The following is a 23,074-nucleotide window of genomic DNA, read 5'->3' as shown; positions in this document are numbered from 1 at the left end:
ACGAAAGCGAGTGGCGGGAGCCGGGCGAGAGTATGACGTACACGGTCAAGGAAATCTTCTACACATTGCAGGGCGAGGGCGCGAACGCTGGGCGGCCGGCCGTGTTCTGCCGGTTCGCCGGCTGCAATTTGTGGTCGGGGCGTGAAGCGGACCGTGCGAGCGCCGTGTGCCGCTTTTGCGATACCGATTTCGTCGGCACCGATGGTGAAAACGGCGGCAAATTCGGCGATGCTGAGGCCCTGGCGGCAAAGGTCGCCTCGCTATGGCCGGCGGACGGCGCGCACCGCTTTGTCGTGTGCACGGGTGGCGAGCCGATGCTGCAACTCGATCAGCCGCTCGTCGACGCACTGCATGCGGCTGGCTTTGAAATTGCGATCGAGACGAACGGCTCGCTGCCCGTGCTCGATTCGATCGATTGGGTCTGCGTGAGCCCGAAGGCCGGCGCGCCGCTCGTCGTCACGAAAGGCAACGAGCTGAAGGTCGTGGTGCCGCAGGACAACCAGTGCCTGGCCGATTACGCGCAGCTCGATTTTGAGCATTTCCTTGTGCAGCCGATGGACGGCCCCGCGCGCGATTTCAACACGAAGCTCGCGATCGACTGGTGCAAGCGCCATCCGCAATGGCGGCTGTCGATGCAGACGCACAAATACCTGAACATTCCCTGAGCCTGACGCTTCATTCATCGTGCTGATTACCCGAAAACTCGAATTCGACGCGGGCCACCGCATCCCCGACCACCGCAGCCAATGCAGGAACTTGCACGGGCATCGTTACGTGCTCGAAATCACGCTGCGCGGCGATCTTGTCGAAACCGAGGGCGCACCCGATCGCGGCATGGTGATGGATTTCGCCGATGTGAAGGCGCTGGCGATGGAGCACCTCGTCAACCAGTGGGACCACGCGTTTCTCGTCTATGCGCGTGACGAGGTCGTGCGTTCGTTTCTCGAAAAGATGGCGGACCACAAGACGGTCGTGCTCGACCGGATTCCGACCGTCGAGAATCTTGCGGCGGTGGCGTTCGACATACTCGCGAACGTCTACGATTCGCATTACGGCGTCAATTTGCGGCTCGAGCGCGTGCGGCTTTACGAGACGCCGAATTGCTGGGCCGACGTCGAGCGCGAATCACGCGGATGACGGATGCCGGCACGTGATGCGCCGGCGGCATGCGCGGGCGTGCTGGCCGGCCATCGCGCGGCCGATGTCGCGCGCGCCGGCGGATGTGAAGGCCGGCGTGGACGGGCGCATTAGGTGTGCGCCGTGCCGAATGCATAAGCGGATCGGCCCAGGTCGCGCCCGTCGAAACGTGGATCGATGTGTAGATTGGTGCGAAGCGGGCGGTCAACGTGCGCGCGTATCACCGCGCTCAGCTCTTCATCAACCGCCTCTGCCGTCCGACGCTCATGATGAGCCCGACGGCGATGCCCAACGTCGTCAACGCGGTGCCGCCGTAGCTCATGAACGGCAACGGCACGCCGACAACGGGCAAGACCCCGCTCACCATCCCGATATTGACGAACGCATAGACGAAGAAGGCGAGCGTGAGCGAGCCGGCGAGCAGGCGCCCGAACACCGTCGAGCCTTGCGCGGCGATATAGAGACCACGCGAGATCAGCGCCATGTAAAGCGTGAGCAGCACGAGTCCGCCCGCGAGCCCGAACTCCTCGGAAAACACCGCGAAGATGAAGTCGGTGTGCTTTTCCGGAATGAACTCCAGGTGCGCTTGCGTGCCTTTCAGATAGCCTTTGCCGAGCGGGCCGCCCGAGCCGATCGCGATCACCGCCTGGATCGTGTGGAAGCCCTTGCCGAGCGGGTCGGAAGTCGGATCGAGCAGTGTGCAGACGCGGTGCTTCTGATAGTCGTGCATCAGCGGCCAGACCACCTCGGGCTGGCAGATGCGATCCTCGAACACGGCGATCGAGCCGATCGCGATCACCCCGGCGACGAGCACCGGCACGATCAGCTTGAACGACAGCCCCGCGAGATAGATCACGAAGAGCCCCGCCGCGAACACGAGCACGGCCGTGCCGAGGTCCGGCTGTTTCGCGATCAGCCCGACAGGCACGAGCAGGATCACGAACGCGACGGCGAAGTCGTACCAGCGCAGGCTGCTTTCGCGCCGCTGGTAGTACCACGCGAGCATCAGCGGCGTCGCGATCTTGAGGATCTCGGACGGTTGGATCACGACGCCGACGTTCAGCCAGCGCTTGGCCCCTTTCTTCGTCATCCCGAATAGCGCGACCGCGACGAGCAGCGCGACGCCGAAGGTATAGAGCGGCACCGCGAAGCGCATCAGCGTCTGCGGTGGGATATTGGCGATGCCCCACATCAGCGCGAACGTCAGCATGATGTTGCGCAACTGGTCCTCGACGCGGCCGGGCATGTCGATGCTTGCGCTGTACAGCGTGACGATGCCAACGCACAGCAGCAGGAATACGATGAGCGCGAGCGGCCGGTCGAAGCCCGCGAACATTTGCTTGATCTTGTCGAGCCAAGCGCGCTTGTCGAATTGCATGCGTGCCTCCGTTATTCGTCGATGCCGCCCTGCGCCGGCTTGGCGGCGGGCGCGCCGCGGTTGTCGTCACGCGGCACGGCGGCGGGCGGCGACGCGTCGCTTGCGGGCGTGCGGCGGGGTTTGCGAGGCGGCGCATGGCGGCGCGCAGCGGCCGCGCCGGCTTCGGAGGGCGCGGCCGATGTCGAGCTTGCCGCCTGCGTGCCATCCTGCGATCCGGCGGCCGCACCGCCTTGCGCGCGCCCGTCCGCCTGGGCGGCGGCATTGGCGTTCGATGCGGCGCTCGCTTCGCTCGCCGCGTTGCCGGATGCGCCCGCGCCGGACGCGCCGCTCGCGGCCGCCGGCTGCGTCGGCTGCGCCGGCAGCGGCAGCGCCTTGAAACCGGCCGCGATCGCGACCGCTTTGGTCGCATCGCCGATCACGGGCGCGTTGACCGGCTCGGTTGCCGATGCGGCGGCCGCCACCGCCGCCGCCTCCGTCGCCGGATTTTTGCGCTCGACCAGATAGAAATCGAGCACGCGGCGCGCGATCGGGCCTGCCGACTGCGCGCCCCAGCCGCCGTTCTCGACGATCAGCGCGAGCGCGATCTGCGGATGATCGACGGGCGCGTATGCGATGAAGAGCGCGTGGTCGCGCAGATGTTCGGCGAGCAGATGGCCTTTGTAGTTGCCGCCTTGCAGTGAGAACACCTGCGCGGTGCCGGTCTTGCCGGCCGCGAGGTAGGGCGCGCCGCGGAACACTTTGTACGCGGTGCCGGACGGATTTTCGATCACGTTTTCCATCCCGCGCTTCACGACGTCGAGGTCGGCCTGCTTGAGCGGGATCGTGCCACTCTCCTTCGGTACGGTCAGATGCCGCTCGCGCGAGATCGGATTCTCGATTTCCTTCACGAGGTGCGGCTTCATGATCACGCCGTCGTTGGCGATCGTCGCCGTCGCGTGCGCAAGCTGCAGGATGGTGAACGAGTTGTAGCCTTGCCCGATCCCGAGGCTGATCGTCTCGCCGTCGAACCATTTCTGCTGCGCCGCTTTCTTGAAGGTCTTCTTCTTCCACTCGGGCGACGGCAGGATGCCGCGTGCCTCGCCCTGAATGTCGATGCCGGTGAGCTGGCCGAAGCCGAACGGCTTCATGAAGTTGGCGATCGCGGTGACGCCGAGGTCGCGCGCGAGCATGTAGAAATACGTGTCGTTCGACACCATGATCGCGCGATTCATGTCGACCCAGCCCTGGCCCGAGCGCACGTCGTTGCGGAACGTATGGCCGCCGAACGTGAAATAGCCGGGGTCGTGGAAGCCCCAGCCGGGCGTGCGCTTGCCGAGCGTCAGGCCCGCGAGCGCCATGAATGGCTTATACGTCGAGCCGGGCGGATAGGTGCCGTGCAGCGGCCGGTTCAGCAGCGGCTTGTCGGGCGAGTTGTTCAACTCGTCCCAGGTTTGCTGGTCGATGCCGTCGACGAACGCGTTCGGATCGAAGCTCGGCGACGACACGAACGCCAGCACGTCGCCCGTTTTCGGTTCGATCGCGACGAGCGCGCCGCGTTTGCCCGCGAATGCCTGCTCGGCGATCTGCTGCAACCCGATGTCGACCGACAGCACGAGATTGTTGCCGGGCGTGGCCTGCGTGCGCGACAGCGTGCGCACGGGCCGCCCGCCCGCCGTCACCTCGACCTCCTCGAAGCCGGTGAGCCCGTGCAGATCCGTTTCGTAGCTTTGCTCGACGCCCGTTTTGCCGATGTAGTCGGTGCCTTTGTAGTTGTTCGCGTCGCGGCGGGGGTCGTAGTTGTCCGATTCGCTGTCGTTGTCGTCGCTCATCGCGTCGATCCGGTCCTGGTCGCGCTTCGAGATCCGGCCGATATAGCCGATCACGTGCGCGGCCGTCGGCCCGAGCGGATATTGGCGGAACAGCCGCGCGCGCACGTCGACGCCCGGAAAGCGCCAGCGCTGCGCGGTAAAGCGCGCGACCTCGTCGTCGGTCAGCCGGGTGCGGATCGGCAGACTCTCGAAATTCTTCGAATCCTCCTGCAGCTTCTTGAAGCGGCGGCGGTCGCGCGCGTCGATCGGCACGACTTCGGACAGCGCGTCGATCGTGTTTTCGAGCGTGTCGTTGAGCTTGGACGGCGTGATCTCGAGCGTGTACGCGGAGTAGTTCTTCGCGAGCACGACGCCGTTGCGGTCGGTGATGATGCCGCGGTTCGGGACGATCGGCGCGACCGAAATCCGGTTTTCCTCGGCCTGCAGCGCGTATTTGCCGTGCTGCCAGACCTGTAGATAAAAGAATCGCGCGGCGAGCAGGCCAAAACAGACGAACACGAACACGCCCGCCGCCGCGACCCGCAGGCGGAATGTCGAGAGCTGCTGCTGTGTGTCCTTGAATTCGGTCATGCGTTTACGGATGAAGGGGCGCGCGCGGCGGCGCGCCCGCCCGTGCTTCCCGCATCGGCGGGCAAGCGGCTGGCGGCAGGCAGGCGGCGGACGTTCGACGCGTTCATCCTCGGGCGCCGTGCGTCAGATCGGCCGCGTGTCGTCCGGATCGACCGGGCGGCGTTGCGGCATCAATAGCAGATGGCTGGCGACGGGCCACAACGCCGCCTCGACGAACCCATCGACGAGATAGCTCCAGCCGGGAAATGCGGCGCCCATCAGCAGGCGGATCACGAACGGCACGAGCTGCGCGATCACGAGCAGCGGCGCGACATAGAAGATCTGCACGCCGAGCGGCAGCCACAGCACGCGGCGGTGAATCGTGATCGCGCCGTATGCGAGCAGCGTGTAGGCGAGCGCGTGCTCGCCGAGCAGGCCCGCGTCGTGGACGTCCATCAGAATGCCGAGCAGGAACGCGACGCCCATGCCGACCTTGCGCGGCTGGTGGACGTTCCAGAACAGCACCACGAGCGCGACGAAATCGGGGATGCCGGGAGTGCGGCCCCACGGCATCAGATTCAGCAGGAACGCGGCCGCGAGACTGAAGACGATGAAATACGGGTTGACCGGCTGCAGGATGTATTGCGGACGGTTCATCACTGCGCTCCTTGCGGCGGCGCGGCCGCGGGCTTGGGCGGCGCGGCAGGTTTCGCCGGGCCCGCGGCGCGGTGGGGCGCGGCCGGCTTGGCGGGCGCCGCAGGCTGCTTGGCGGGCGCCGCATCGGCAGGCTTGCCGGCGGGCGCGCCGGATTCTGCTTGCGCAGCCGGTTTGGCGTCAGCCGCGGTGTTCTTGTTCGCGTCCGGTGCGGCTGTTTTCTGCTTATCGGCGCTCTTCGCGGGCTTTTTGCCCTTGGCGGCCTTCGCATCGCTTGCGGCATCGTCGGTGGCGGGCCGCGGCGGGATGTCGTTACGATAGTGCAGCACCAGCATGGTGCGTGCGCCGCGCACCGCGGCGATCGGCTCGCAGACGACGTGCGCGAACGCGGTATCGGCGAGCTTATCGACGCGCACCACCTTCGCGACAGGCAGCCCCGGCGGATAGACGCCGTCTAGCCCGCTCGTCACGAGTTCGTCGCCCGCCAGCAGATCGGCGCTCGTCGGCACGAAGCGCAGATCGAGCGAATCGCCCTTCGGCGTGCCGTAGATCACGCTGCGCAGCCCGGTGCGCAGCACCTGGACGGGAATCGCGAGGTCGCGGTCGGTGATCAGCGTGACTTCGGCTTGCAGCGGAAATACGCGCGTGACCTGGCCGACTACGCCGTCCTCGTTGACGACGGGCGCGCCGTTCTGCACGCCGGTTTGCGAACCGTGGCCGATGACGATTTTTTGCGAGAATGGGTCGCCCGTGTCGTACTGAATCTCGACCGGCGTCGCCTGCGCGGCGATCTGCTCGCGCAGCCCGAGCACCGCGCGCAGATGCGCATTGTCGGCGGCAAGCTGATTGGCCCGGTTTGCCTGCAGCGAGAGCTGCAGGTTGCGCGCATGCAGCTGCTGATTCTCGCTGCGCAGCGCGGTGCCCGTCACCGCGAATTCGGCTGCGCCCATCAACAGATCGCGCGGCACCAGTGCCGCGCGCTGCAGCGGGTAGAGAGCGGTGCCGAGCACGCCGCGGACGATCTCGAGCGTTTTGAAGCGCGCATCCGATACGAGGAGCGTGATCGCGAGCACGACGAAGAAGATCAGCCGCACCAGGGCGGACGGACCTTGCTTGAAGAGGGGCGGCGGACTGTATTCCATGGTCGGCGCCGGACGCGCGATCGGTTAGATGTTGCTCAGACGCGCGAAACGCGCGACGGTTCGGCGATAGCCTGGCCGTGGGCGCCGCGCGTGTGACATCGCTGGCCGATGGGACGGTTATTCGTAAGAGAAGATGCTGCCGAGCTTGTCCATCCGCTCGAGCGCCATGCCGGAGCCGCGCACGACGCAGGTGAGCGGATCTTCGGCGACGAGCACGGGCAGGCCGGTTTCCTCGGCGAGCAGGCGGTCGAGGTCGCGCAGCAGCGCGCCGCCGCCCGTCAGCATCATTCCGCGCTCGGCGATATCCGCGCCGAGTTCGGGCGGCGTTTGCTCGAGCGCGATCTTCACCGACGACACGATCTGGTTCAGCGGATCGGTGAGCGCTTCGAGGATTTCGTTGCTGGAGATCGTGAAGCTGCGCGGAATACCCTCGGACAGATTGCGGCCCTTCACTTCCATTTCCTTGACTTCGGAGCCGGGGAACGCGGAGCCGATTTCCTTCTTGATCGCCTCGGCGGTCTGCTCGCCGATCAGCATCCCGTAATTGCGGCGGATGTAGTTGACGATCGCTTCGTCGAACTTATCGCCGCCGACGCGCACCGAGCCCTTGTAGACGATACCGCCGAGCGAGATCACGCCGACTTCCGTCGTGCCGCCGCCGATATCGACGACCATCGAACCCGTTGCTTCCGACACCGGCAGCCCGGCGCCGATGGCGGCCGCCATCGGCTCCTCGATCAGATAGACCTGCGAGGCGCCCGCGCCGTGCGCGGCTTCCTTGATCGCGCGGCGCTCGACCTGGGTCGAGCCGCACGGCACGCAGATGATGATGCGCGGCGACGGCGAGAACATCCGCGATTCGTGCGCCTGCTTGATGAACTGCTTGATCATCTGCTCGGTGACGGTGAAGTCGGCAATCACGCCGTCTTTCATCGGACGGATCGCCTCGATGTTGCCGGGCACCTTGCCGAGCATCTGCTTTGCTTCCTTGCCGACCGCCTGGATCGTTTTCTTGCCGTTCGGGCCGCCTTCCTGGCGGATCGACACGACGGACGGCTCATCGAGCACGATGCCCTTGCCGCGCATGTAGATCAGGGTGTTTGCGGTGCCGAGATCGATCGCGAGATCGTTGGAGAAATAGCTGCGCAAAAAACCGAACATTCAGAATCCTGTCTCGCTCTGAGGCCGGCCCCGTGCGGACATGGCGCGAAGGGCGGCAGCGGAAAAAATAACAGCCTCGGATCGGGCGGACGAGGCCGCTCGGAAGCGCGAAGCTGCGAGTGAAATCCTCCGGACCGGCACGCGGCGCCCGCGCGGCGTGGCCGTGGCGCGGCAAAGGCAGTCCTGGTCTGGGTCGAACGCGTAATGATACCTTATAATTTCGCAGTATTTGAACCGAAACGGGCGGTATTTTCGCCGCTTCGCCCCCGATTTTCGAGGGCTCGATCCAGCCCTCCAACCCCCTGGCGCGGCGCGCTCCGTCTGCCGCGCCAAGCTCTTGTTTTTCCGGTGATCGCATGGCCTTGACCCTGACCGATGTGAAACGCATCGCGCATCTTGCGCGGCTCGAAATGACCGATGCCGACGCCGAGCACACGCTCGGCCAGCTCAACGAATTTTTCGGCCTCGTGGAGCAGATGCAGGCAGTCGATACGACGGGCGTCGCGCCGCTCGCGCACCCGATCGAGCAGATCCAGGAAGTCGCGCTGCGGCTGCGCGACGACGCCGTCACGGAAGCGGTGAACCGCGACGACAATCAGCGCCCGGCGCCCGCCGTCCAGGACGGGCTGTACCTCGTGCCGAAGGTGATCGAGTAAGCGCCCGATGCGGGCCCCATCGTCAATCCATGAAATTCACGCAATGCACGCAAAAAGCCTGATTGAACTGCGCGCCGCGCTCGACGCCAAGCAATACTCGGCCGTCGAACTCGCGCAGCACTATTTGAAGCGGATCGACGCCGCGCGCGATCTGAACGCCTTCATCCACGTCGATCCCGAACTCACGCTCGCGCAGGCGCGCGCCGCTGATGCGCGGCTTGCCGGCGGCGACGCCGGCCCGCTGACGGGCGTGCCCGTCGCGCACAAGGACGTGTTCGTCACGCGCGGCTGGCGCTCCAGCGCCGGCTCGAAGATGCTCGCGAGCTACGCGAGCCCGTTCGACGCGACGGTGGTCGAGCGCCTGGCGGCGGCCGGCATGGTCACGCTCGGCAAGACCAACATGGACGAATTCGCGATGGGCTCGTCGAACGAGAATTCGGCGTTCGGCGCGGTGAAGAATCCGTGGGACCTGAACGCCGTGCCGGGCGGCAGCTCGGGCGGCAGCTCGGCGGCGGTCGCCGCGCGCCTGGCCCCCGCCGCCACGGGCACCGATACGGGCGGCTCGATCCGTCAGCCGGCGTCGTTCGCCGGCGTGACCGGGATCAAGCCGACTTACGGCCGCGTGTCGCGTTACGGGATGATCGCGTTCGCATCGTCGCTGGATCAGGGCGGCCCGATGGCGGCCAGCGCCGCCGATTGCGCGCTGCTGCTCAACGCGATGGCGGGCTTCGACGAGCGCGATTCGACCAGCCTGGAGCGCGCCGACGAGGACTTCGCCCGCCATCTCGGCCAGCCCTGGACGCCGCAGGCGGACGCGGGCAAGCCGCTCGCGGGCCTGCGCATCGGCCTGCCGGACGAATACTTCGGAGCGGGCCTTGCCGACGACGTGCGTGCGGCGATCGACGCGGCGCTCAAAGTCTACGAAACGCTTGGCGCGACGCTCGTGCCGGTGTCGCTGCCGAAGACCGAACTGTCGATTCCGGTCTATTACGTGATTGCTCCCGCCGAGGCGTCGTCGAACCTGTCGCGTTTCGACGGCGTGCGTTACGGCCATCGCGCGGCCGAGTACCGGGATCTGCTCGACATGTACAAGAAGTCGCGCGCGCAGGGTTTCGGCCCCGAGGTCAAGCGTCGGATTCTGGTCGGCACATACGTACTGTCGCACGGCTACTACGACGCGTATTACCTGCAGGCGCAGAAAATCCGCCGCATCATCGCGCGGGATTTCCAGGAGGCGTTCAAGCAGTGCGACTTGATCATGGGCCCGGCGTCGCCGACGGTCGCGTGGGATCTTGGCGCGAAGGGCGACGATCCCGTCCAGATGTATCTCGCGGATATCTACACGCTGTCCGTGAGCCTCGCCGGCTTGCCCGGCATGAGCGTGCCGTGCGGCTTCGGCGCGGGGGCGAACGCGCGGCGTCCGGTTGGCCTGCAGATCATCGGCAACTATTTCGACGAGGCCCGGATGCTGCAGGTCGCCGATGCGTTTCAGCGCGCGACCGATTGGCACCAGCAAATTCCGGCGTGGGGGCACGGTGAGCCTCCACGCTCACCAGGTTCGTTGCCCCCCGGGGGGGCGGATGCCTCCGTTGAGGCAGCTCGGCGGGAGGCATGAGCATGACGCAATGGGAAGTCGTTATCGGTTTGGAGACGCACGCGCAACTGTCGACCGTCTCGAAGATTTTCTCCGGCGCGCCGACGCAGTTCGGCGCGGCGCCCAACACGCAGGCGTGCGCGGTCGATCTCGCGCTGCCGGGCGTGCTGCCTGTCGCGAACCGCGGCGCGGTGGAGCGGGCGATCCGCTTCGGTCTGGCGATCGGCGCGACGATCGCGCCGCGCAGCATCTTCGCGCGCAAGAATTATTTCTACCCCGATCTGCCGAAGGGCTATCAAATCAGCCAGTACGAGACTCCCGTCGTTCAGGGCGGGCAGATCACGATTCAGGTGAGCGCGAATGAAAAGGCCGGCCAGCAGGCGTATGCGAAGACGATCAATCTGACGCGCGCGCACCTCGAGGAGGACGCTGGCAAGTCGTTGCACGAGGATTTCGCGGGAATGACGGGCATCGATCTGAACCGCGCGGGCACGCCGCTGCTCGAGATCGTCACCGAGCCCGAGATGCGCAGTGCGGCCGAGGCGGTGGCATATGCGAAGGCGCTGCATGCGCTCGTCGTATGGCTTGGCATCTGCGACGGCAACATGCAGGAAGGCTCGTTTCGCTGCGACGCGAACGTATCGGTGCGGCCGCTCGGCCAGGAAAAGTTCGGCACGCGCGCCGAAATCAAGAATCTGAATTCGTTCCGCTTCCTCGAAGAGGCGATCAACTACGAAGTGCGCCGCCAGATCGAGCTGATCGAGGACGGCGGCGAGGTCGTGCAGGAAACGCGCCTGTACGACCCGGACAAACGCGAGACGCGCTCGATGCGCAGCAAGGAAGATGCGCACGATTACCGCTATTTCCCCGATCCGGATCTGGTGCCACTCGTGATCGGCGCGGATTGGATCGAGCGCGTGAAAGGCGAGATGCCCGAGTTGCCCGCCGCGATGCAGCAGCGCTTCGTCGATCAGTACGGCCTGACGTCGTATGACGCGAGCGTGCTGACGTCGAGCAAGGCAATGGCTTCCTACTTCGAGGCTGTGGTCGCGAAGGCCGGTGCCGCGCAGGCGAAGACGGCCGCGAACTGGCTGATGGGCGACGTATCGTCGCAGCTCAACCGCGACGGCATCGACATCGACGCGAGCCCGGTGTCGGCCGCGCAACTCGCGCTGCTGTTGCAGCGGATCGCCGACGGCACGATCTCGAACAAGATCGCGAAGGAAATCTTCGTGACGATCTGGGACGAGAAGGCAACCGACGAAGCCGCGGCCGACCGCATCATCGACGCGAAGGGCTTGAAGCAGATCTCCGACACCGGCGCGCTCGAAGCGATCATCGACGAGGTGCTTGCCGCGAACGCGAAATCGGTCGACGAGTACCGCGCGGGCAAGGAGAAGGCGTTCAACGCGCTCATCGGCCAGGCAATGAAGGCGACGAAGGGCAAGGCGAACCCGCAGCAGGTCAACGAGCTGCTGAAGAAGAAACTCGGCTGAGCGGGCGCGCGGTGCCGGCGCGCCCGGCACCGCGCGCCTGCGATTTGCCGATTCCCGCATCGATTTCAGGAGGTGCCGATGGCCAAGCAACCGTCGCTCGACGATTACCGCGTGCCGTACCACACGCGCGAAAAGGAGGCCGCCGCATTCGCGCTCGATGCTTTCGATCCGGCCGCCAAGCCGTTCTCGGCGGGCTCGAAGGAGGCCGATCGAGAGCGGCTGTCGACGGTGTCGCTCGAGCTTGACGCGCAGCAGGAGCGTTTGCATACGCAAAACCGCAAGCGCGTGCTGCTGGTGCTGCAAGGAATGGACACGAGCGGCAAGGACGGCACCGTGCGCGCGGTGTTTCGCGAAGTCGATCCGCTCGGCTTGCGCGTCGTGTCGTTCAAGGCGCCGACACCCGTCGAGCTTGCGCACGATTTTCTTTGGCGCGTGCATGCGCAGGCGCCCGCGGCGGGAGAGTTGGTGATCTTCAACCGCAGCCATTACGAGGACGTGCTCGTGCCGCGCGTGCTCGGCGCGATCGACCGGGACGAATGCGAGCGGCGCTACCGGCAAATTCGCCAGTTCGAGGAGATGCTGGTCGAATCGGGCACGACGATCGTCAAGTGCTTCCTGCACATCTCGAAGGACGAGCAGCGCAGCCGGCTGCAAGCGCGTATCGACGATCCGACCAAGCATTGGAAGTTCGACGTGTCCGATCTCGACGCGCGCAAGCATTGGGATGCATACCAGGCCGCGTATCGCGACGCGCTTGCCGCGACGTGCGCCGAGCACGCGCCGTGGTACGTGATCCCGGCCGATTCGAAAACGCATCGCAACGTGATGATCGCCGAGCTGCTGTTGCGCGCCCTGACCGGCATGAAGCTCGATTATCCGCCCGCGAAGCAGGAACTCGCTGGCGTCAAGATCCAATAAGCCGCAACGGAAAACGCATTTACTGGACGGAATCCATCATCATGCTGCGTGTCATTACCGCGAATCTGAACGGCATCCGATCGGCCGCGAAAAAAGGTTTCTTCGATTGGCTCGGCGAGCAGAGCGCCGATTGCGTCTGCGTGCAGGAAATCAAGGTGTCGGCGAACGATCTGCCCGCCGAATTCGTCGAGCCGCACGGCTTCAAAAGCTACTTTCACCATGCTCAGAAGAAAGGCTACAGCGGCGCGGGGCTCTATTCGCGCCGCGAGCCCGATGACGTGATCATCGGTTACGGCAGCAGCGAATTCGACGCGGAGGGCCGTTACGTCGAGGCGCGGTTCGGCAAACTGTCGGTGGTGTCGGTGTACGTGCCGTCCGGTTCGAGCGGCGACGAGCGTCAGCAGGCGAAATACCGCTTCATGAAAGAATTCATGCCGCATCTGGCCGAGCTGAAGAAAAAGCGCGAAGTGATCTTGTGCGGCGACGTGAACATCGTCCACAAGGAAATCGACATCAAGAATTGGAAGAGCAACCAGAAGAATTCCGGATGCCTGCCCGAAGAGCGCGCATGGCTGACGGCGTTGTTCGACGATGTGGGCTATGTCGACGTGTTCCGCACGCTCGACCCGCGGTCCGAGCAATACACGTGGTGGAGCAATCGCGGCAATGCGTATGCGAACAACGTCGGGTGGCGGATCGATTACCAGATCGCGACGCCGGGCGTGGCGAGCACCGCGAAACGGACGTCGATCTTCCGCGACATCAAGTTCAGCGACCATGCGCCGCTGACGGTCGACTACGATTACAAATGAGCGGCCCGCGCGCCTGACGCGCGCGGGCCGCGCGATGCGCGGCCGCGCGGTTTGCAAACGTATTGGCGGATTCGAGATATCCGGTCGCTTCCTGTCCGAACCCGCCGTTGGGCCGACGAATCGGCCAAGGGCGTATTCGGTGCACAGCCGCGGCAGCCGTCAGGCTGCGAGCTTCGGCTTCAGCGACGCAATGTCGATCACGAAACGATACTTGACGTCGCTCTTCAGCATCCGCTCATAGGCAGCATTGATCTGCTGCATCGGAATGATTTCGATGTCCGACGTGATGCCGTGCTGCGCGCAGAAATCGAGCATTTCCTGCGTCTCGGCGATGCCGCCGATCAGCGAGCCCGCCAAGCGGCGGCGCTTGAAGATCAGGTTGAACACCTGCGGCGACGGATGGTCGTGCTCCGGCGCGCCGACGAGCGTCATCGTGCCATCACGCTTGAGCAGGTGCAGGAACGGATTCAAGTCGTGCTGCGCGGCAACCGTGTTCAGGATGAAATCGAAGCTGTTCAGGTGCGCGCTCATCTGCGCGGCGTCCTTCGAGATCACGACCTCGTGCGCGCCGAGCCGCTTGCCATCGTCGATCTTGGACGGCGACGTCGTGAACAGCACGACGTGCGCGCCCATCGCGCGCGCGAGCTTCACGCCCATATGGCCGAGGCCGCCGAGCCCGACGATGCCGACTTTCTTGCCCGGCCCCGCGCCCCACTGGCGCAGCGGCGAGTACGTCGTGATTCCCGCGCACAGCAGCGGCGCGGCGCCGGCCGGATCGAGCGTGTCGGGCACGCGTAGCACGAACGCCTCGTCGACGACGATTTGCGTCGAATAGCCGCCGAACGTGACGTCGCCCGTCACGCGGTCCTGGCCGTTATAGGTGCCGACGAAGCCGTTTTCGCAATATTGTTCGAGCCCTTCGGCGCAGCTTGCGCACGTGCGGCACGAATCGACGAGACAGCCCACGCCGACCAGCTCCCCCGTCTTGAAGCGCGTGACGTGCGGGCCCACGGCCGTTACGCGGCCGACGATCTCATGCCCCGGCACGACCGGATAGAGACTGTTTTTCCATTCGTTGCGGGCTTGATGGAGATCGGAGTGGCAGACGCCGCAATAGAGGATGTCGATCTGCACGTCGAGATCGCGCAGCGTGCGGCGCTGGAATTCGAACGGCGCGAGCGGCGTGGTGGCGCTCGACGCCGCATAAGCATAGGTCGTGCTCATGGAAGCTCCTCGGTGTCGACCGGAGCAAGAGGCTTGGCGCCTATTCCGGTCGGATGTAAAACAGTCAGTCGATCCGGGCAATGGCTTCAGCCGTCGCCCTTACCCTAGGTAAAAACCATCAATGGGAACGGGCGCTTTACCGCTCCCTCGCCGTCATCTCGGTTCCGGCCGAAGGAATCGGCTGAAGTCGACGCTTCGGCAGCGATGCCGGCCGGGCAAACGCTCGAATTCCTGCGCTGATCCGATACTGCGCACGCCGAACCAATAATGCCCGGCCGGCCGAAAAGACGGGTGCCGCGCGTGGCGCGACGCACGAATGCGGCGATGCGGCAGCACGGGTGCACATCGTAAGCACGCGTCCAAGCCGGCGGAATACCTGAAGGTCCGCAATGCTTGCCTATTTCTCTCGAATTGCACCGTGCGCAGCGCGCCGGTGCGGTTCCGATGCTAGATTGCAAGCCTGATTCTCTTGTGTGCGCATCTTGTTCAATGAGCTTCGAACCCTTTTTAGACGACGCCGGCGCGCGCGTGCAGCGCCGCATGGTCGAGTTGCTCGGCTGCCTTGCTCCCAATGAAGGCTCGACGTGTGCCGCTGTCGAAGGCGTGCGCTTCATTCGCGCGAATCGGCCGGTGCCCAGGGTGCCGGTGCTGTACGAGCCGAGCATCGTCGTCGTGTGTCAGGGCCGCAAGCGCGGCTATCTGGGCGAGGAGACCTTCGCTTATGACGCGCAGCAGTACCTGGTGCTGTCGGTGCCGATGCCGTTCGAATGCGAAACCTATGCAACGCGCGCCGAGCCGTTTCTCGCGATCTCGATCCGCATCGATCTCGCGGTGATCGCCGAGCTTGCGATTTTGCTGAACGAAACGCACGGCGCGGCGGCGAGCGAGCCGCGCGGCATTTATTCGACGCCGCTCGACATGCCGCTCGCCGATGCGGTGCTGCGTTTGCTCGAAGCGCTGGTGTCGCCGCTCGATACGCGCGTGTTGGGGCCTTCGATCATGCGCGAGATCGGCTATCGAGTGCTGACGGGCGCGCAAGGCGACGCGATTCGCGCGGCGCTCGCGCAGCAGCATCAATTTGGGCGGGTCGCCAAGGCGCTGAGGAGGATTCACGCGAATCTAAGCGGCGATCTCGATGTCGGGACGCTCGCGAGCGAGGCGGGCATGAGCGTTGCCGCGTTTCATGCGCAGTTCAAAAGCGTGACGGCGACGTCGCCGATGCAGTACGTGAAGACGACGCGGCTGCATCACGCGCGGCTGATGATGGTACAGGACGGATTGAGCGCGGGCGCGGCGGCGGCGCGTGTCGGTTATGCGAGCGCATCGCAGTTCAGCCGTGAGTTCAAGCGTTTATTCGGGCGCAGCCCGAGCGACGAAATCCGCTGGATGCAACTGCCGGCGGGCCAGCAGCCCACCGGACTCGACGCGGCGGGGTGACACAGGCGTGCGCACGCCGGGCGGCAGCGAGCGGGGAACGGCGAGCGGGGAACGGCGAGCGGGGAACGGCGAAATCCAACCACAACGGACGCGCGCAACGAGCGGCCGTGCACGGCGCGCCTTCAGCGTCCCGCTGCCACCTCACGTGCCTTCGTATTGTCCGCCGTGCCGGTTTTAGCGTCGTCCGCACGCTTCGTGCTCGTCTTGTCGAGCGCCTTCTTGTAGAGCGGCATCAGATCGGCAAGCCGCTTGCGCAGATCGTTCCGGCGCCGCGCATCGTAGGGGTGCGCGTGGATGAGGCCGTTGTCCTGGTCGCCGCGGGTCGCGGCGGCGAGCTTGTCCCACAGCGGCAGCGCCGCGCGCGGATCGAAGCCCGCACGCGCGGCGATGTCGCCGCCGATCACGTCGGCCTCCGTTTCATCGGTCGGATCGTAGCGGACCGACGCGAATCGCTCGATGGAGCCGATCGGTTCGGGCACCGGCTCGGACAGCCCGAACAGCGGCGGCAGCCGCGTTGCCCCGAATGGCGCGGCCTGCTGCTCGCCGAGGCTCGCGCGCACATGCTCACGCAGCGCGTGCGCGATCTCGTGCGCGAACAGCACGCCGAGTTCGTCGTCGGCAAGGCGCAGTTTGTCGAACAGCGCGCTGTCGACGAGCACCTTGCCGCCCGGCAGGCAGAACGCCCGGATCTTGTCTGAACGCAGCACCGCGACTTCCCAGTTCCAGCCCTTCACGCGTTCGTTCCATTTGACCGCGTAAGGTGCGAGCCGCGTGACGATCATGCGCAACCGCTTCACGCGCGGATTGTTCGGCGGCAACAGCCGGTTGCGCTGGGAGGCGTCTTGAATGGTTTGCCGGAACTCGGTGCCGGTCAGTTGCTCGAGGAGCGGCGACGGAATCAGACTGCGAAATGTGAGCGCGTTGCCGTAGCGCACTTGCGGCTCGGCGTGGCCATATCGCCACGCACCATTTGCGGCAGCCGTCGCGACCGATGCAGGCGCGCTGGCTGTCGGCTGCGCGCCGGGCGCCGAAGGCGCCGCAGGGACGGCTCCGTCGGCGATGATGGCCGCTTCGGCCGCGCATGGCCGAACGCCAGCCGGACCGATTGCGCCGAACGCGATCCCGCCCGCGATCGTCAGCGCGAGCCGGGCGGCGTGCAGCCTAGCTGGCACGGGCGGCCTCGTCGCGGGTGGCGCTGCTCCACGGCGCGATTTTGATGAGCAGCAGCATGCCGGGAATGCCGAGCGCGGTGCAGACGAGGAAGTAGTCGAACCAGCCGATCTGCGACACGATGAAGCCGCTCGACGCCGACGCCAGCGTGCGCGGCACTGACGCGAGACTCGTGAACAACGCGAACTGCGTCGCCGTATAGCGCGGATCGGTGGTGCTCGCGATGTACGCGGTGAACGCGGCGAGTGTAAGGCCCGTCGAGAACGTCTCGAAGCCATAGATGAGCGCCATCAGCGCCGGCTGCGGGCCCGCTTTCGCGAGCCACGCGAAGCCGAGCGTCGAGACGAGCTGCACGATACCGAAGATCCACAGCCCGCGCGCGATGCCGATCTTCACGAGCCAGACGCCGCCGATAATGCCGCCCGCGAGGCTTGCCCACAGCGCGGTGGTTTTCGCGATCACGCCGATTTGCGTCTTATTGAAGCCGAGGTCGAGGAAGAACGATGTCGACAGCGTGGTCGCCATCGTGTCGCCAAGCTTGTAGAGGAAGATGAAACCGAGCACGAGGAGCGCGCCGCGCCAGCCGTCCCGGCTAATGAATTCGCGAAACGGCAGGATCACCGCATCCGTCAAACTTTTCGGCGGCGTGCCGCGGACTTCGGGCTCGCGCACGACGAGCGTCATCAGGATGCCGGGCAGCATGAACGCGCCGGTGACCGCGAACACGACATTCCACGGCAGATGGTCGGACAGGATCAGTGACAGCGAGCCCGGCACCAGCGCGGCGATCTTGTACGCGTTCACGTGCACCGCGTTGCCGAGGCCCTGCTCGGTGTCGCGCAGCAACTCGCGGCGATACGCGTCGATCACGATGTCGGCGCTCGCGCCGAAGAATGCGACGAGCGTCGTCAGCGCGGCCACCGTCCAGATCGAATCGCGCGGCGATACGAAGCCGAGCGCCGCGATCGCGAGCGCGACCAGCAATTGCGTGACGAGCATCCAGCCGCGCCGCCGCCCCGGGCGCCAGCCCGGCAGGCGCGGAACGAAGCGGTCCATCAGCGGCGCCCACAGGAATTTCCATGTGTAGGGGAACTGAATGAGCGCGAAGAGGCCGATTTCCTTCAGGTTCACGCCTTCCGAGCGCAGCCACGCCTGCACGAGATAGACGAGCGTGAAAAGCGGCAATCCCGACGTGAAGCCGAGAAAGACGCAAATCAGCATGTGTGTGTTCAGATAGGCGCGCCAACCTGGGTGGTCCTCATGGGCGTTGAGGGCGGGCGCGTCGTGCGGCGGCTTGGTCATCGAGCTACGAAGATGGTCGAACTAGGGTTGTATCCGCTTGACGCGGTAGACCGCAAGACTACCACGCCAGTTCACTCCCCACCGAATCGGCTGCCCTTCGTGCAGCACCGCGCGGTCGAGAATCTCGACGCCGACCTCCGGCGCGAGCGCTTCGAAATCCTTGATGGTGAGCACCCGCACGTTCGGTGTGTTATGCCATTGATAAGGCAGCGATTTCGACACCGGCATGCGCCCGCGCAACACCGACAGCCGGTGCGCCCAATAGCCGAAGTTCGGAAACGACACGATGCATTCGCGGCCGACCCGCGCCGTCTCGCGCAGGATCGCGGCCGTTTGATGGATCGTTTGCAGCGTCTGCGACAGGATCGCGAAATCGAAACTATGGTCTCCGAACAGACGCAGCCCATCCTCGAGGTTTTGCTGGATCACGTTGATGCCGTTTTTCATCGACGCCAGCACGCCCGCGTCGTTGATTTCGACGCCGTAGCCCGACACCTCCAGCTCCTCGGTCAGCAGCGACAGCAGCGATCCGTCGCCGCAGCCGAGATCGAGCACGCTCGCGCGCGGCTCGACCCAGCGCGCGATCGTGCGAAAGTCCGGCCGCGCGGACAGCGTATTCAATGCTTGTGGATTCATGCGCCCACCTCGTCGGCAATGCGTTCGTAATAGGCTCGCAGCAGGTTGTGATAGCGCGCGTCGTCGAGCAGGAACGCGTCGTGACCGTGCGGCGCGTCGATCTCCGCGTAGGACACCTGGCGGCGGTTGTCGAGCAGCGCCTTCACGATTTCGCGCGAGCGCTCGGGGGCGAAGCGCCAGTCGGTCGTGAAGCTGACGACGAGATATTTTGCCGTCGTATGCGCGAGCGCCGCGGTCAGATCACCGCCGAACGCCTTGGCCGGATCGAAGTAATCGAGCGCGCGCGTGATCAGCAGATAGGTGTTTGCGTCGAAGTAGTCGGCGAATTTGTCGCCCTGATAGCGCAGGTACGATTCCACCTCGAACTCGACGTCGAAATTGAAGTTGTACGCATCGAGCGCGCCGTCCGCGCGGCGCAGCGCGCGGCCGAATTTTTCGGCCATGTCGTCGTCGGACAGGTAGGTAATGTGCCCGATCATCCGCGCGACACGCAGGCCGCGCTTCGGCTTCACGCCGTGTGAGTAGTAGTCGCCGCCGTGGAAATCGGGGTCCGACAGGATCGACGAGCGCGCGACTTCGTTGAACGCGATGTTCTGCGCGGACAGCTTCGGCGTCGACGCAATGTCGATGCAATGCGCGATGCGCTCCGGATACAGCAGGCTCCACGCGAGCGCCTGCATGCCGCCGAGGCTGCCGCCCATCACCGCGGCGAAGCGCTCGATGCCGAACGCATCGGCGACGCGCGCTTGCGCATGCACCCAATCCTCGACCGTGACAACCGGAAAGCGCGCGCCGTAGGGCGTGCCCGTTGCCGGATCGATGCTCATCGGGCCGGTGGAGCCGAAGCACGAGCCGAGATTGTTCACGCCGATCACGAAGAAGCGGTTCGTGTCGAGCGGCTTGCCCGGCCCGACCATGTTGTCCCACCAGCCGATGCTGCGCGGATCGTCCGCGTAGACGCCCGCGACGTGGTGCGACGCGTTGAGCGCGTGGCAGACGAGCACCGCGTTCGAGCGTTTGGCATTGAGCGTGCCGTAGGTTTCCACCACGAGCTGATAATTGCCGAGCACGTTGCCGCTTTGCAAGCGCAGCGGTTCGGCGAAATGCAGGGTTTGTGGCGTGACGATGCCGATCGATTCCATTCTTTGCGCCTGATGACTGGGCGGCTAAACGGTGTCCGGCATGCGCGAGAGGCTAGGGAGCGCGGCTGACGACCTCTTTAGCCGCATTTGTAGTGAACCGGCGGGAGGCAAGCCTCTGCCGGTTCGCGCGCCCGCAATCGAGTCAGCAAATCGGCGCGCTTTCCGGGCGCCGCTGCAAGAAGCGCAGCGACGACAAGTCGGGCAAGTATAACGGAAAAAGGGCGACGGCAATGCTCGGCTGAGCGCTCGGCTTGCGTGCGGCCGCCGGCCCGGTTGCGCGCTTCGGCACCGCGCGACCGGATTTGCCGGATGACAAAGGCGTGACGCGCGTGCGCCGCCGCGCGCGTTGCCGCTACTGCAAAATGAGCTGCAACTGCGCGTCGGCATGCTCGGCGGGCGCTTTCGTGAAACCGCTTTTCGCATAGCGATGCCAGCGGCCGAGCACGTAGCTGATCAGCAGGCTCGCGCGCAGCGTCGGATCGTAGCCGTCGGGCAGCGGCAGCGCATTGCTGGCGTGTGTGGCGGGAGCGCCGTTGCCGGCGCGGGCTTCGGCGAGTGCGACGCGCAAGCTTTGCTTGACCGATGCCTCGATGCGCTCGAGCATTTGATCGATGCGCTCGGCGAGGCGCTCATCCTCGCCGACGAGCGCCTCGCCCGTCAGCACGCGCGTCATCCCAGGGTTTTTCGCCGCGAAATTGAGCAGCATCAGCGCGATCGAGCGCGCCTGCAGCACGCCGTTCGGCTCGTTCGCGGCAATCTGGTTGATGAGCCCGAAGAATGTTTCCTCGATGAAGGCGATCAGCGCTTCGAACATCTGCGCCTTGCTCGAGAAATGGCGGTAAAGCGCGGCCTCCGAGACGTCGAGGCGCGCGGCGAGCGCGGCGGTCGTGATTTTTTCGCGCTTCGGCGCTTCGAGCATCGAGGCGAGCGTCTGCAGGATGTGAATGCGGCGCTCGCCCGGCTTCGGGCGCGTGCGCGGGCGGTAAGCCGCGGGGTGTTCGCCGTCGGCCGCTGTGGTTACTGCCGGATCTTGCGGGTGAGTCGGCTGCATTTTCGTCGCCCCGATCGAGAGCCCAGTCTCAGCGATTTTAGCGAACCAATGCGACGGTCGATATAGTGCGGCCGGCCGTGGCGCGGTAAGTGCCCGGGCAGATGTCCGGTGATCCAGACCGTGCCGATGCCGAGCCGCTTGTAGCGTTTCAGGTGGCCGCGCGTGTCTTCGACGAGGATGGCGTCCGACAGGCGCGCGCGCGCGTCGCGCAGCGCGCGGCGCAGCATGGCCGCGTCCGGTTTCGCGCGCCAGCCGCGGCGATCGCGCATTTGCTCGATCGCGATCACGCGCTCGAACAGCCGCTCGATGCGCAGCTCGCGCAGCACGTCGCGCGCATAGGTTTCGGGCGCGTTCGTCAGTACGATCTTGCGCCCGGGCAGCCCGGCGACGAGCCGGGCGAGCCCGCGCTCGGCGCGCACCATCGCCGGCAGATCGGCGAACGTGTGGACGGCTTCCAGAAAATCGGTCAGATCGATCGGATGGTGGCGGGCCAGGCCGATCAACACCGCGCCGTAGCGGTGCGTGTAATGCTTGCGCAGATGGTCGGCGCGCGCATGCTCGATTTGCAGCGCGTCGACCAGATATTGCGTCATCGCCTGGTTGATCGCCGGGAAGATCGCGTGCGTCGCATGGTGCAGCGTGTTGTCGAGATCGAACAGCCACACCGGGCCGCCCGCGAGCGGCCGGATGCGCCGCGAGCGACGCCCGGACGGCCGCTGCCGGCCGGCAGGCTGTATCCCGCCGGCCGGCAGCGGCGCGTCGTGAGCAGGCTTGCGGCGCGCGTTCAATGCGAGCGGATCATCGTGCCGAACGGCTGTTCCGTCAGGATTTCGAGCAGCACCGAGTGCTCGATTCGGCCGTCGACGATATGGACCGATTTCACGCCGCTCTTCGCCGCGTCGAGCGCGGACGAGATCTTCGGCAGCATTCCGCCCGAGATCGTGCCGTCTTCGAAGAGCGCGTCGATCTCGCGCGCTGACAGGTCGGTGAGCAGCTTGCCCTGCTTGTCCATGACGCCGGGGATGTTCGTCATCATCACGAGCTTCTCGGCGTTCAGCACGGTCGCGAGTTTGCCCGCGACGAGATCGGCGTTGATGTTGTACGACAGGCCTTCCTCGTCGAAGCCGATCGGCGAGATTACCGGGATGAACGCATCGTCCTGCAGCGCCTTCACGACAGCCGGATTGATCGCCTCGACTTCGCCGACCTGGCCGATGTCGACGTATTGACCGGGGTTGTCGCGATCCGGCATCAACAGCTTGCGCGCGTGGATCAAGCCGCCATCCTTGCCCGTCAGGCCGACCGCGTGGCCGCCGAAGTGATTGATCAGCATCACGATGTCCTGCTGCACCTCGCCGCCGAGCACCCATTCGACGACTTCCATCGTCTCCTCGTCGGTCACGCGCATGCCTTGGATGAACGTGCCCTGCTTGCCGATCTTGCGCAGCGCATGGTCGATTTGCGGGCCGCCGCCGTGCACGATTACCGGGTTGATGCCGACGAGCTTCAGCAGGATCACGTCGCGCGCGAAGCCTTGTTTGAGCCGTTCTTCCGTCATGGCGTTGCCGCCGTATTTGATGACCACGGTTTTGCCGTGATATCGGCGGATGTACGGCAGGGCTTCGGCGAGGATTTCGGCTTTCAGCGTGGGCGAGATCTGCGACAAATCGAGGGGATCGGACATGGCGGCGACTCTGGGTGCGAAGCGGTTGAAACGGCAGGCAGTCGAAACAGGCCGAATTGTACAGGAGTGTCGCAGTGCAACATGCGGTTTTTGGCCGTTCGGCCGAGGTGGCCCGCGTGTGGG

21 protein-coding genes are annotated in these 23,074 nt (G+C 65.5%); 8 read left to right on the top strand and 13 right to left on the bottom strand.

The features are described from left to right. The first annotated feature begins 32 nt into the window (after window positions 1-32). Both queE and queD read left to right on the top strand, forming a co-directional pair. The gene (gene queE, locus WS68_RS20540; RefSeq protein WP_059572481.1) at window positions 33-665 is read left to right on the top strand and encodes a 7-carboxy-7-deazaguanine synthase; all 633 of its coding nucleotides are present in this window, start codon (window positions 33-35) and stop codon (window positions 663-665) included. Window positions 666-684: 19 nt separating this feature from the next. Continuing rightward, the gene (queD, locus tag WS68_RS20535; RefSeq protein ID WP_059572480.1) at window positions 685-1,137 is read left to right on the top strand and encodes a 6-carboxytetrahydropterin synthase QueD; all 453 of its coding nucleotides are present in this window, start codon (window positions 685-687) and stop codon (window positions 1,135-1,137) included. A gap of 229 nt (window positions 1,138-1,366) precedes the next feature. Here queD and rodA read toward each other — a convergent pair whose 3' ends face one another. The 5 genes from rodA to WS68_RS20510 form a co-directional block, all read right to left on the bottom strand. After that, window positions 1,367-2,515: a rod shape-determining protein RodA gene (rodA, locus tag WS68_RS20530; RefSeq protein WP_059572479.1), complete on the bottom strand. Its 1,149-nt coding sequence runs from the start codon at window positions 2,513-2,515 to the stop codon at window positions 1,367-1,369. An 11-nt stretch (window positions 2,516-2,526) separates the two neighbouring features. Next, the gene (gene mrdA, locus WS68_RS20525; RefSeq protein ID WP_059572478.1) at window positions 2,527-4,893 is read right to left on the bottom strand and encodes a penicillin-binding protein 2; all 2,367 of its coding nucleotides are present in this window, start codon (window positions 4,891-4,893) and stop codon (window positions 2,527-2,529) included. A gap of 123 nt (window positions 4,894-5,016) precedes the next feature. Further along, complete coding sequence (mreD, locus tag WS68_RS20520) at window positions 5,017-5,529, bottom strand: rod shape-determining protein MreD (RefSeq protein ID WP_059572477.1); 513 nt, start codon at window positions 5,527-5,529, stop codon at window positions 5,017-5,019. Then, window positions 5,529-6,668, bottom strand: a complete 1,140-nt coding sequence (mreC, locus tag WS68_RS20515; RefSeq protein ID WP_059572476.1) for a rod shape-determining protein MreC — start codon at window positions 6,666-6,668, stop codon at window positions 5,529-5,531. Before mreC ends, mreD begins: the two co-directional genes overlap by 1 nt. A 117-nt stretch (window positions 6,669-6,785) precedes the next feature. Further along, a complete protein-coding gene (locus WS68_RS20510) occupies window positions 6,786-7,829 on the bottom strand; it encodes a rod shape-determining protein (protein WP_059517226.1) in 1,044 nt (347 codons plus the stop codon). Between the two features lie 356 nt (window positions 7,830-8,185). On the opposite strand from WS68_RS20510, the gene gatC reads away from it, so the two are divergent. The 5 genes from gatC to WS68_RS20485 all read left to right on the top strand — a co-directional run bounded on the left by gatC (window position 8,186) and on the right by WS68_RS20485 (window position 13,305). Beyond that, the gene (gene gatC / locus WS68_RS20505) at window positions 8,186-8,485 is read left to right on the top strand and encodes an Asp-tRNA(Asn)/Glu-tRNA(Gln) amidotransferase subunit GatC (protein WP_059572475.1); all 300 of its coding nucleotides are present in this window, start codon (window positions 8,186-8,188) and stop codon (window positions 8,483-8,485) included. 43 nt (window positions 8,486-8,528) lie between these two features. Then, a complete protein-coding gene (gene gatA, locus WS68_RS20500; protein WP_059572474.1) occupies window positions 8,529-10,100 on the top strand; it encodes an Asp-tRNA(Asn)/Glu-tRNA(Gln) amidotransferase subunit GatA in 1,572 nt (523 codons plus the stop codon). A 2-nt stretch (window positions 10,101-10,102) separates the two neighbouring features. Further along, window positions 10,103-11,575: an Asp-tRNA(Asn)/Glu-tRNA(Gln) amidotransferase subunit GatB gene (gene gatB, locus WS68_RS20495; protein ID WP_059572473.1), complete on the top strand. Its 1,473-nt coding sequence runs from the start codon at window positions 10,103-10,105 to the stop codon at window positions 11,573-11,575. Window positions 11,576-11,653: 78 nt separating this feature from the next. Then, on the top strand, window positions 11,654-12,493 hold the full coding sequence (locus WS68_RS20490; RefSeq protein ID WP_059572472.1) for a PPK2 family polyphosphate kinase: 840 nt from the start codon (window positions 11,654-11,656) through the stop codon (window positions 12,491-12,493). Between the two features lie 41 nt (window positions 12,494-12,534). After that, complete coding sequence (locus WS68_RS20485; protein ID WP_059572471.1) at window positions 12,535-13,305, top strand: exodeoxyribonuclease III; 771 nt, start codon at window positions 12,535-12,537, stop codon at window positions 13,303-13,305. Window positions 13,306-13,464: 159 nt separating this feature from the next. On the opposite strand, the gene WS68_RS20480 is transcribed toward WS68_RS20485, so the two are convergent. After that, the gene (locus WS68_RS20480) at window positions 13,465-14,529 is read right to left on the bottom strand and encodes an NAD(P)-dependent alcohol dehydrogenase (RefSeq protein WP_059572470.1); all 1,065 of its coding nucleotides are present in this window, start codon (window positions 14,527-14,529) and stop codon (window positions 13,465-13,467) included. A gap of 489 nt (window positions 14,530-15,018) precedes the next feature. Between WS68_RS20480 and WS68_RS20475 the strand changes: the two genes are divergently transcribed. Beyond that, window positions 15,019-15,966: an AraC family transcriptional regulator gene (locus WS68_RS20475; RefSeq protein ID WP_059572469.1), complete on the top strand. Its 948-nt coding sequence runs from the start codon at window positions 15,019-15,021 to the stop codon at window positions 15,964-15,966. Between the two features lie 122 nt (window positions 15,967-16,088). Here WS68_RS20475 and WS68_RS20470 read toward each other — a convergent pair whose 3' ends face one another. The 7 genes from WS68_RS20470 to argB all read right to left on the bottom strand — a co-directional run bounded on the left by WS68_RS20470 (window position 16,089) and on the right by argB (window position 22,951). Beyond that, window positions 16,089-17,138 (bottom strand): M48 family metallopeptidase, encoded by a 1,050-nt coding sequence (locus tag WS68_RS20470; RefSeq protein ID WP_059572468.1) that lies wholly within the window; start codon window positions 17,136-17,138, stop codon window positions 16,089-16,091. Then, on the bottom strand, window positions 17,128-18,438 hold the full coding sequence (locus WS68_RS20465) for an AmpG family muropeptide MFS transporter (RefSeq protein ID WP_059572467.1): 1,311 nt from the start codon (window positions 18,436-18,438) through the stop codon (window positions 17,128-17,130). Before WS68_RS20465 ends, WS68_RS20470 begins: the two co-directional genes overlap by 11 nt. A 21-nt stretch (window positions 18,439-18,459) precedes the next feature. Continuing rightward, window positions 18,460-19,074, bottom strand: a complete 615-nt coding sequence (gene metW / locus WS68_RS20460; protein WP_059572466.1) for a methionine biosynthesis protein MetW — start codon at window positions 19,072-19,074, stop codon at window positions 18,460-18,462. After that, entirely contained in the window at window positions 19,071-20,216 is a 1,146-nt protein-coding gene (gene metX / locus WS68_RS20455) for a homoserine O-succinyltransferase MetX (RefSeq protein WP_059572465.1), read from the bottom strand. The genes metW and metX overlap by 4 nt, the downstream gene beginning before the upstream one ends. Window positions 20,217-20,568: 352 nt before the next feature. Beyond that, on the bottom strand, window positions 20,569-21,267 hold the full coding sequence (slmA, locus tag WS68_RS20450) for a nucleoid occlusion factor SlmA (protein WP_059572464.1): 699 nt from the start codon (window positions 21,265-21,267) through the stop codon (window positions 20,569-20,571). Beyond that, entirely contained in the window at window positions 21,234-22,055 is an 822-nt protein-coding gene (locus WS68_RS20445) for an HAD-IA family hydrolase (protein ID WP_059572463.1), read from the bottom strand. The genes slmA and WS68_RS20445 overlap by 34 nt, the downstream gene beginning before the upstream one ends. Beyond that, complete coding sequence (argB, locus tag WS68_RS20440; protein WP_059517251.1) at window positions 22,052-22,951, bottom strand: acetylglutamate kinase; 900 nt, start codon at window positions 22,949-22,951, stop codon at window positions 22,052-22,054. Before argB ends, WS68_RS20445 begins: the two co-directional genes overlap by 4 nt. Between the last annotated feature and the right edge of the window lie 123 nt (window positions 22,952-23,074).

Source organism: Burkholderia sp. TSV86 (genome assembly GCF_001522865.1).
Lineage (GTDB): Bacteria > Pseudomonadota > Gammaproteobacteria > Burkholderiales > Burkholderiaceae > Burkholderia.
This window is presented reverse-complemented; position numbering and strand designations above follow the sequence as displayed.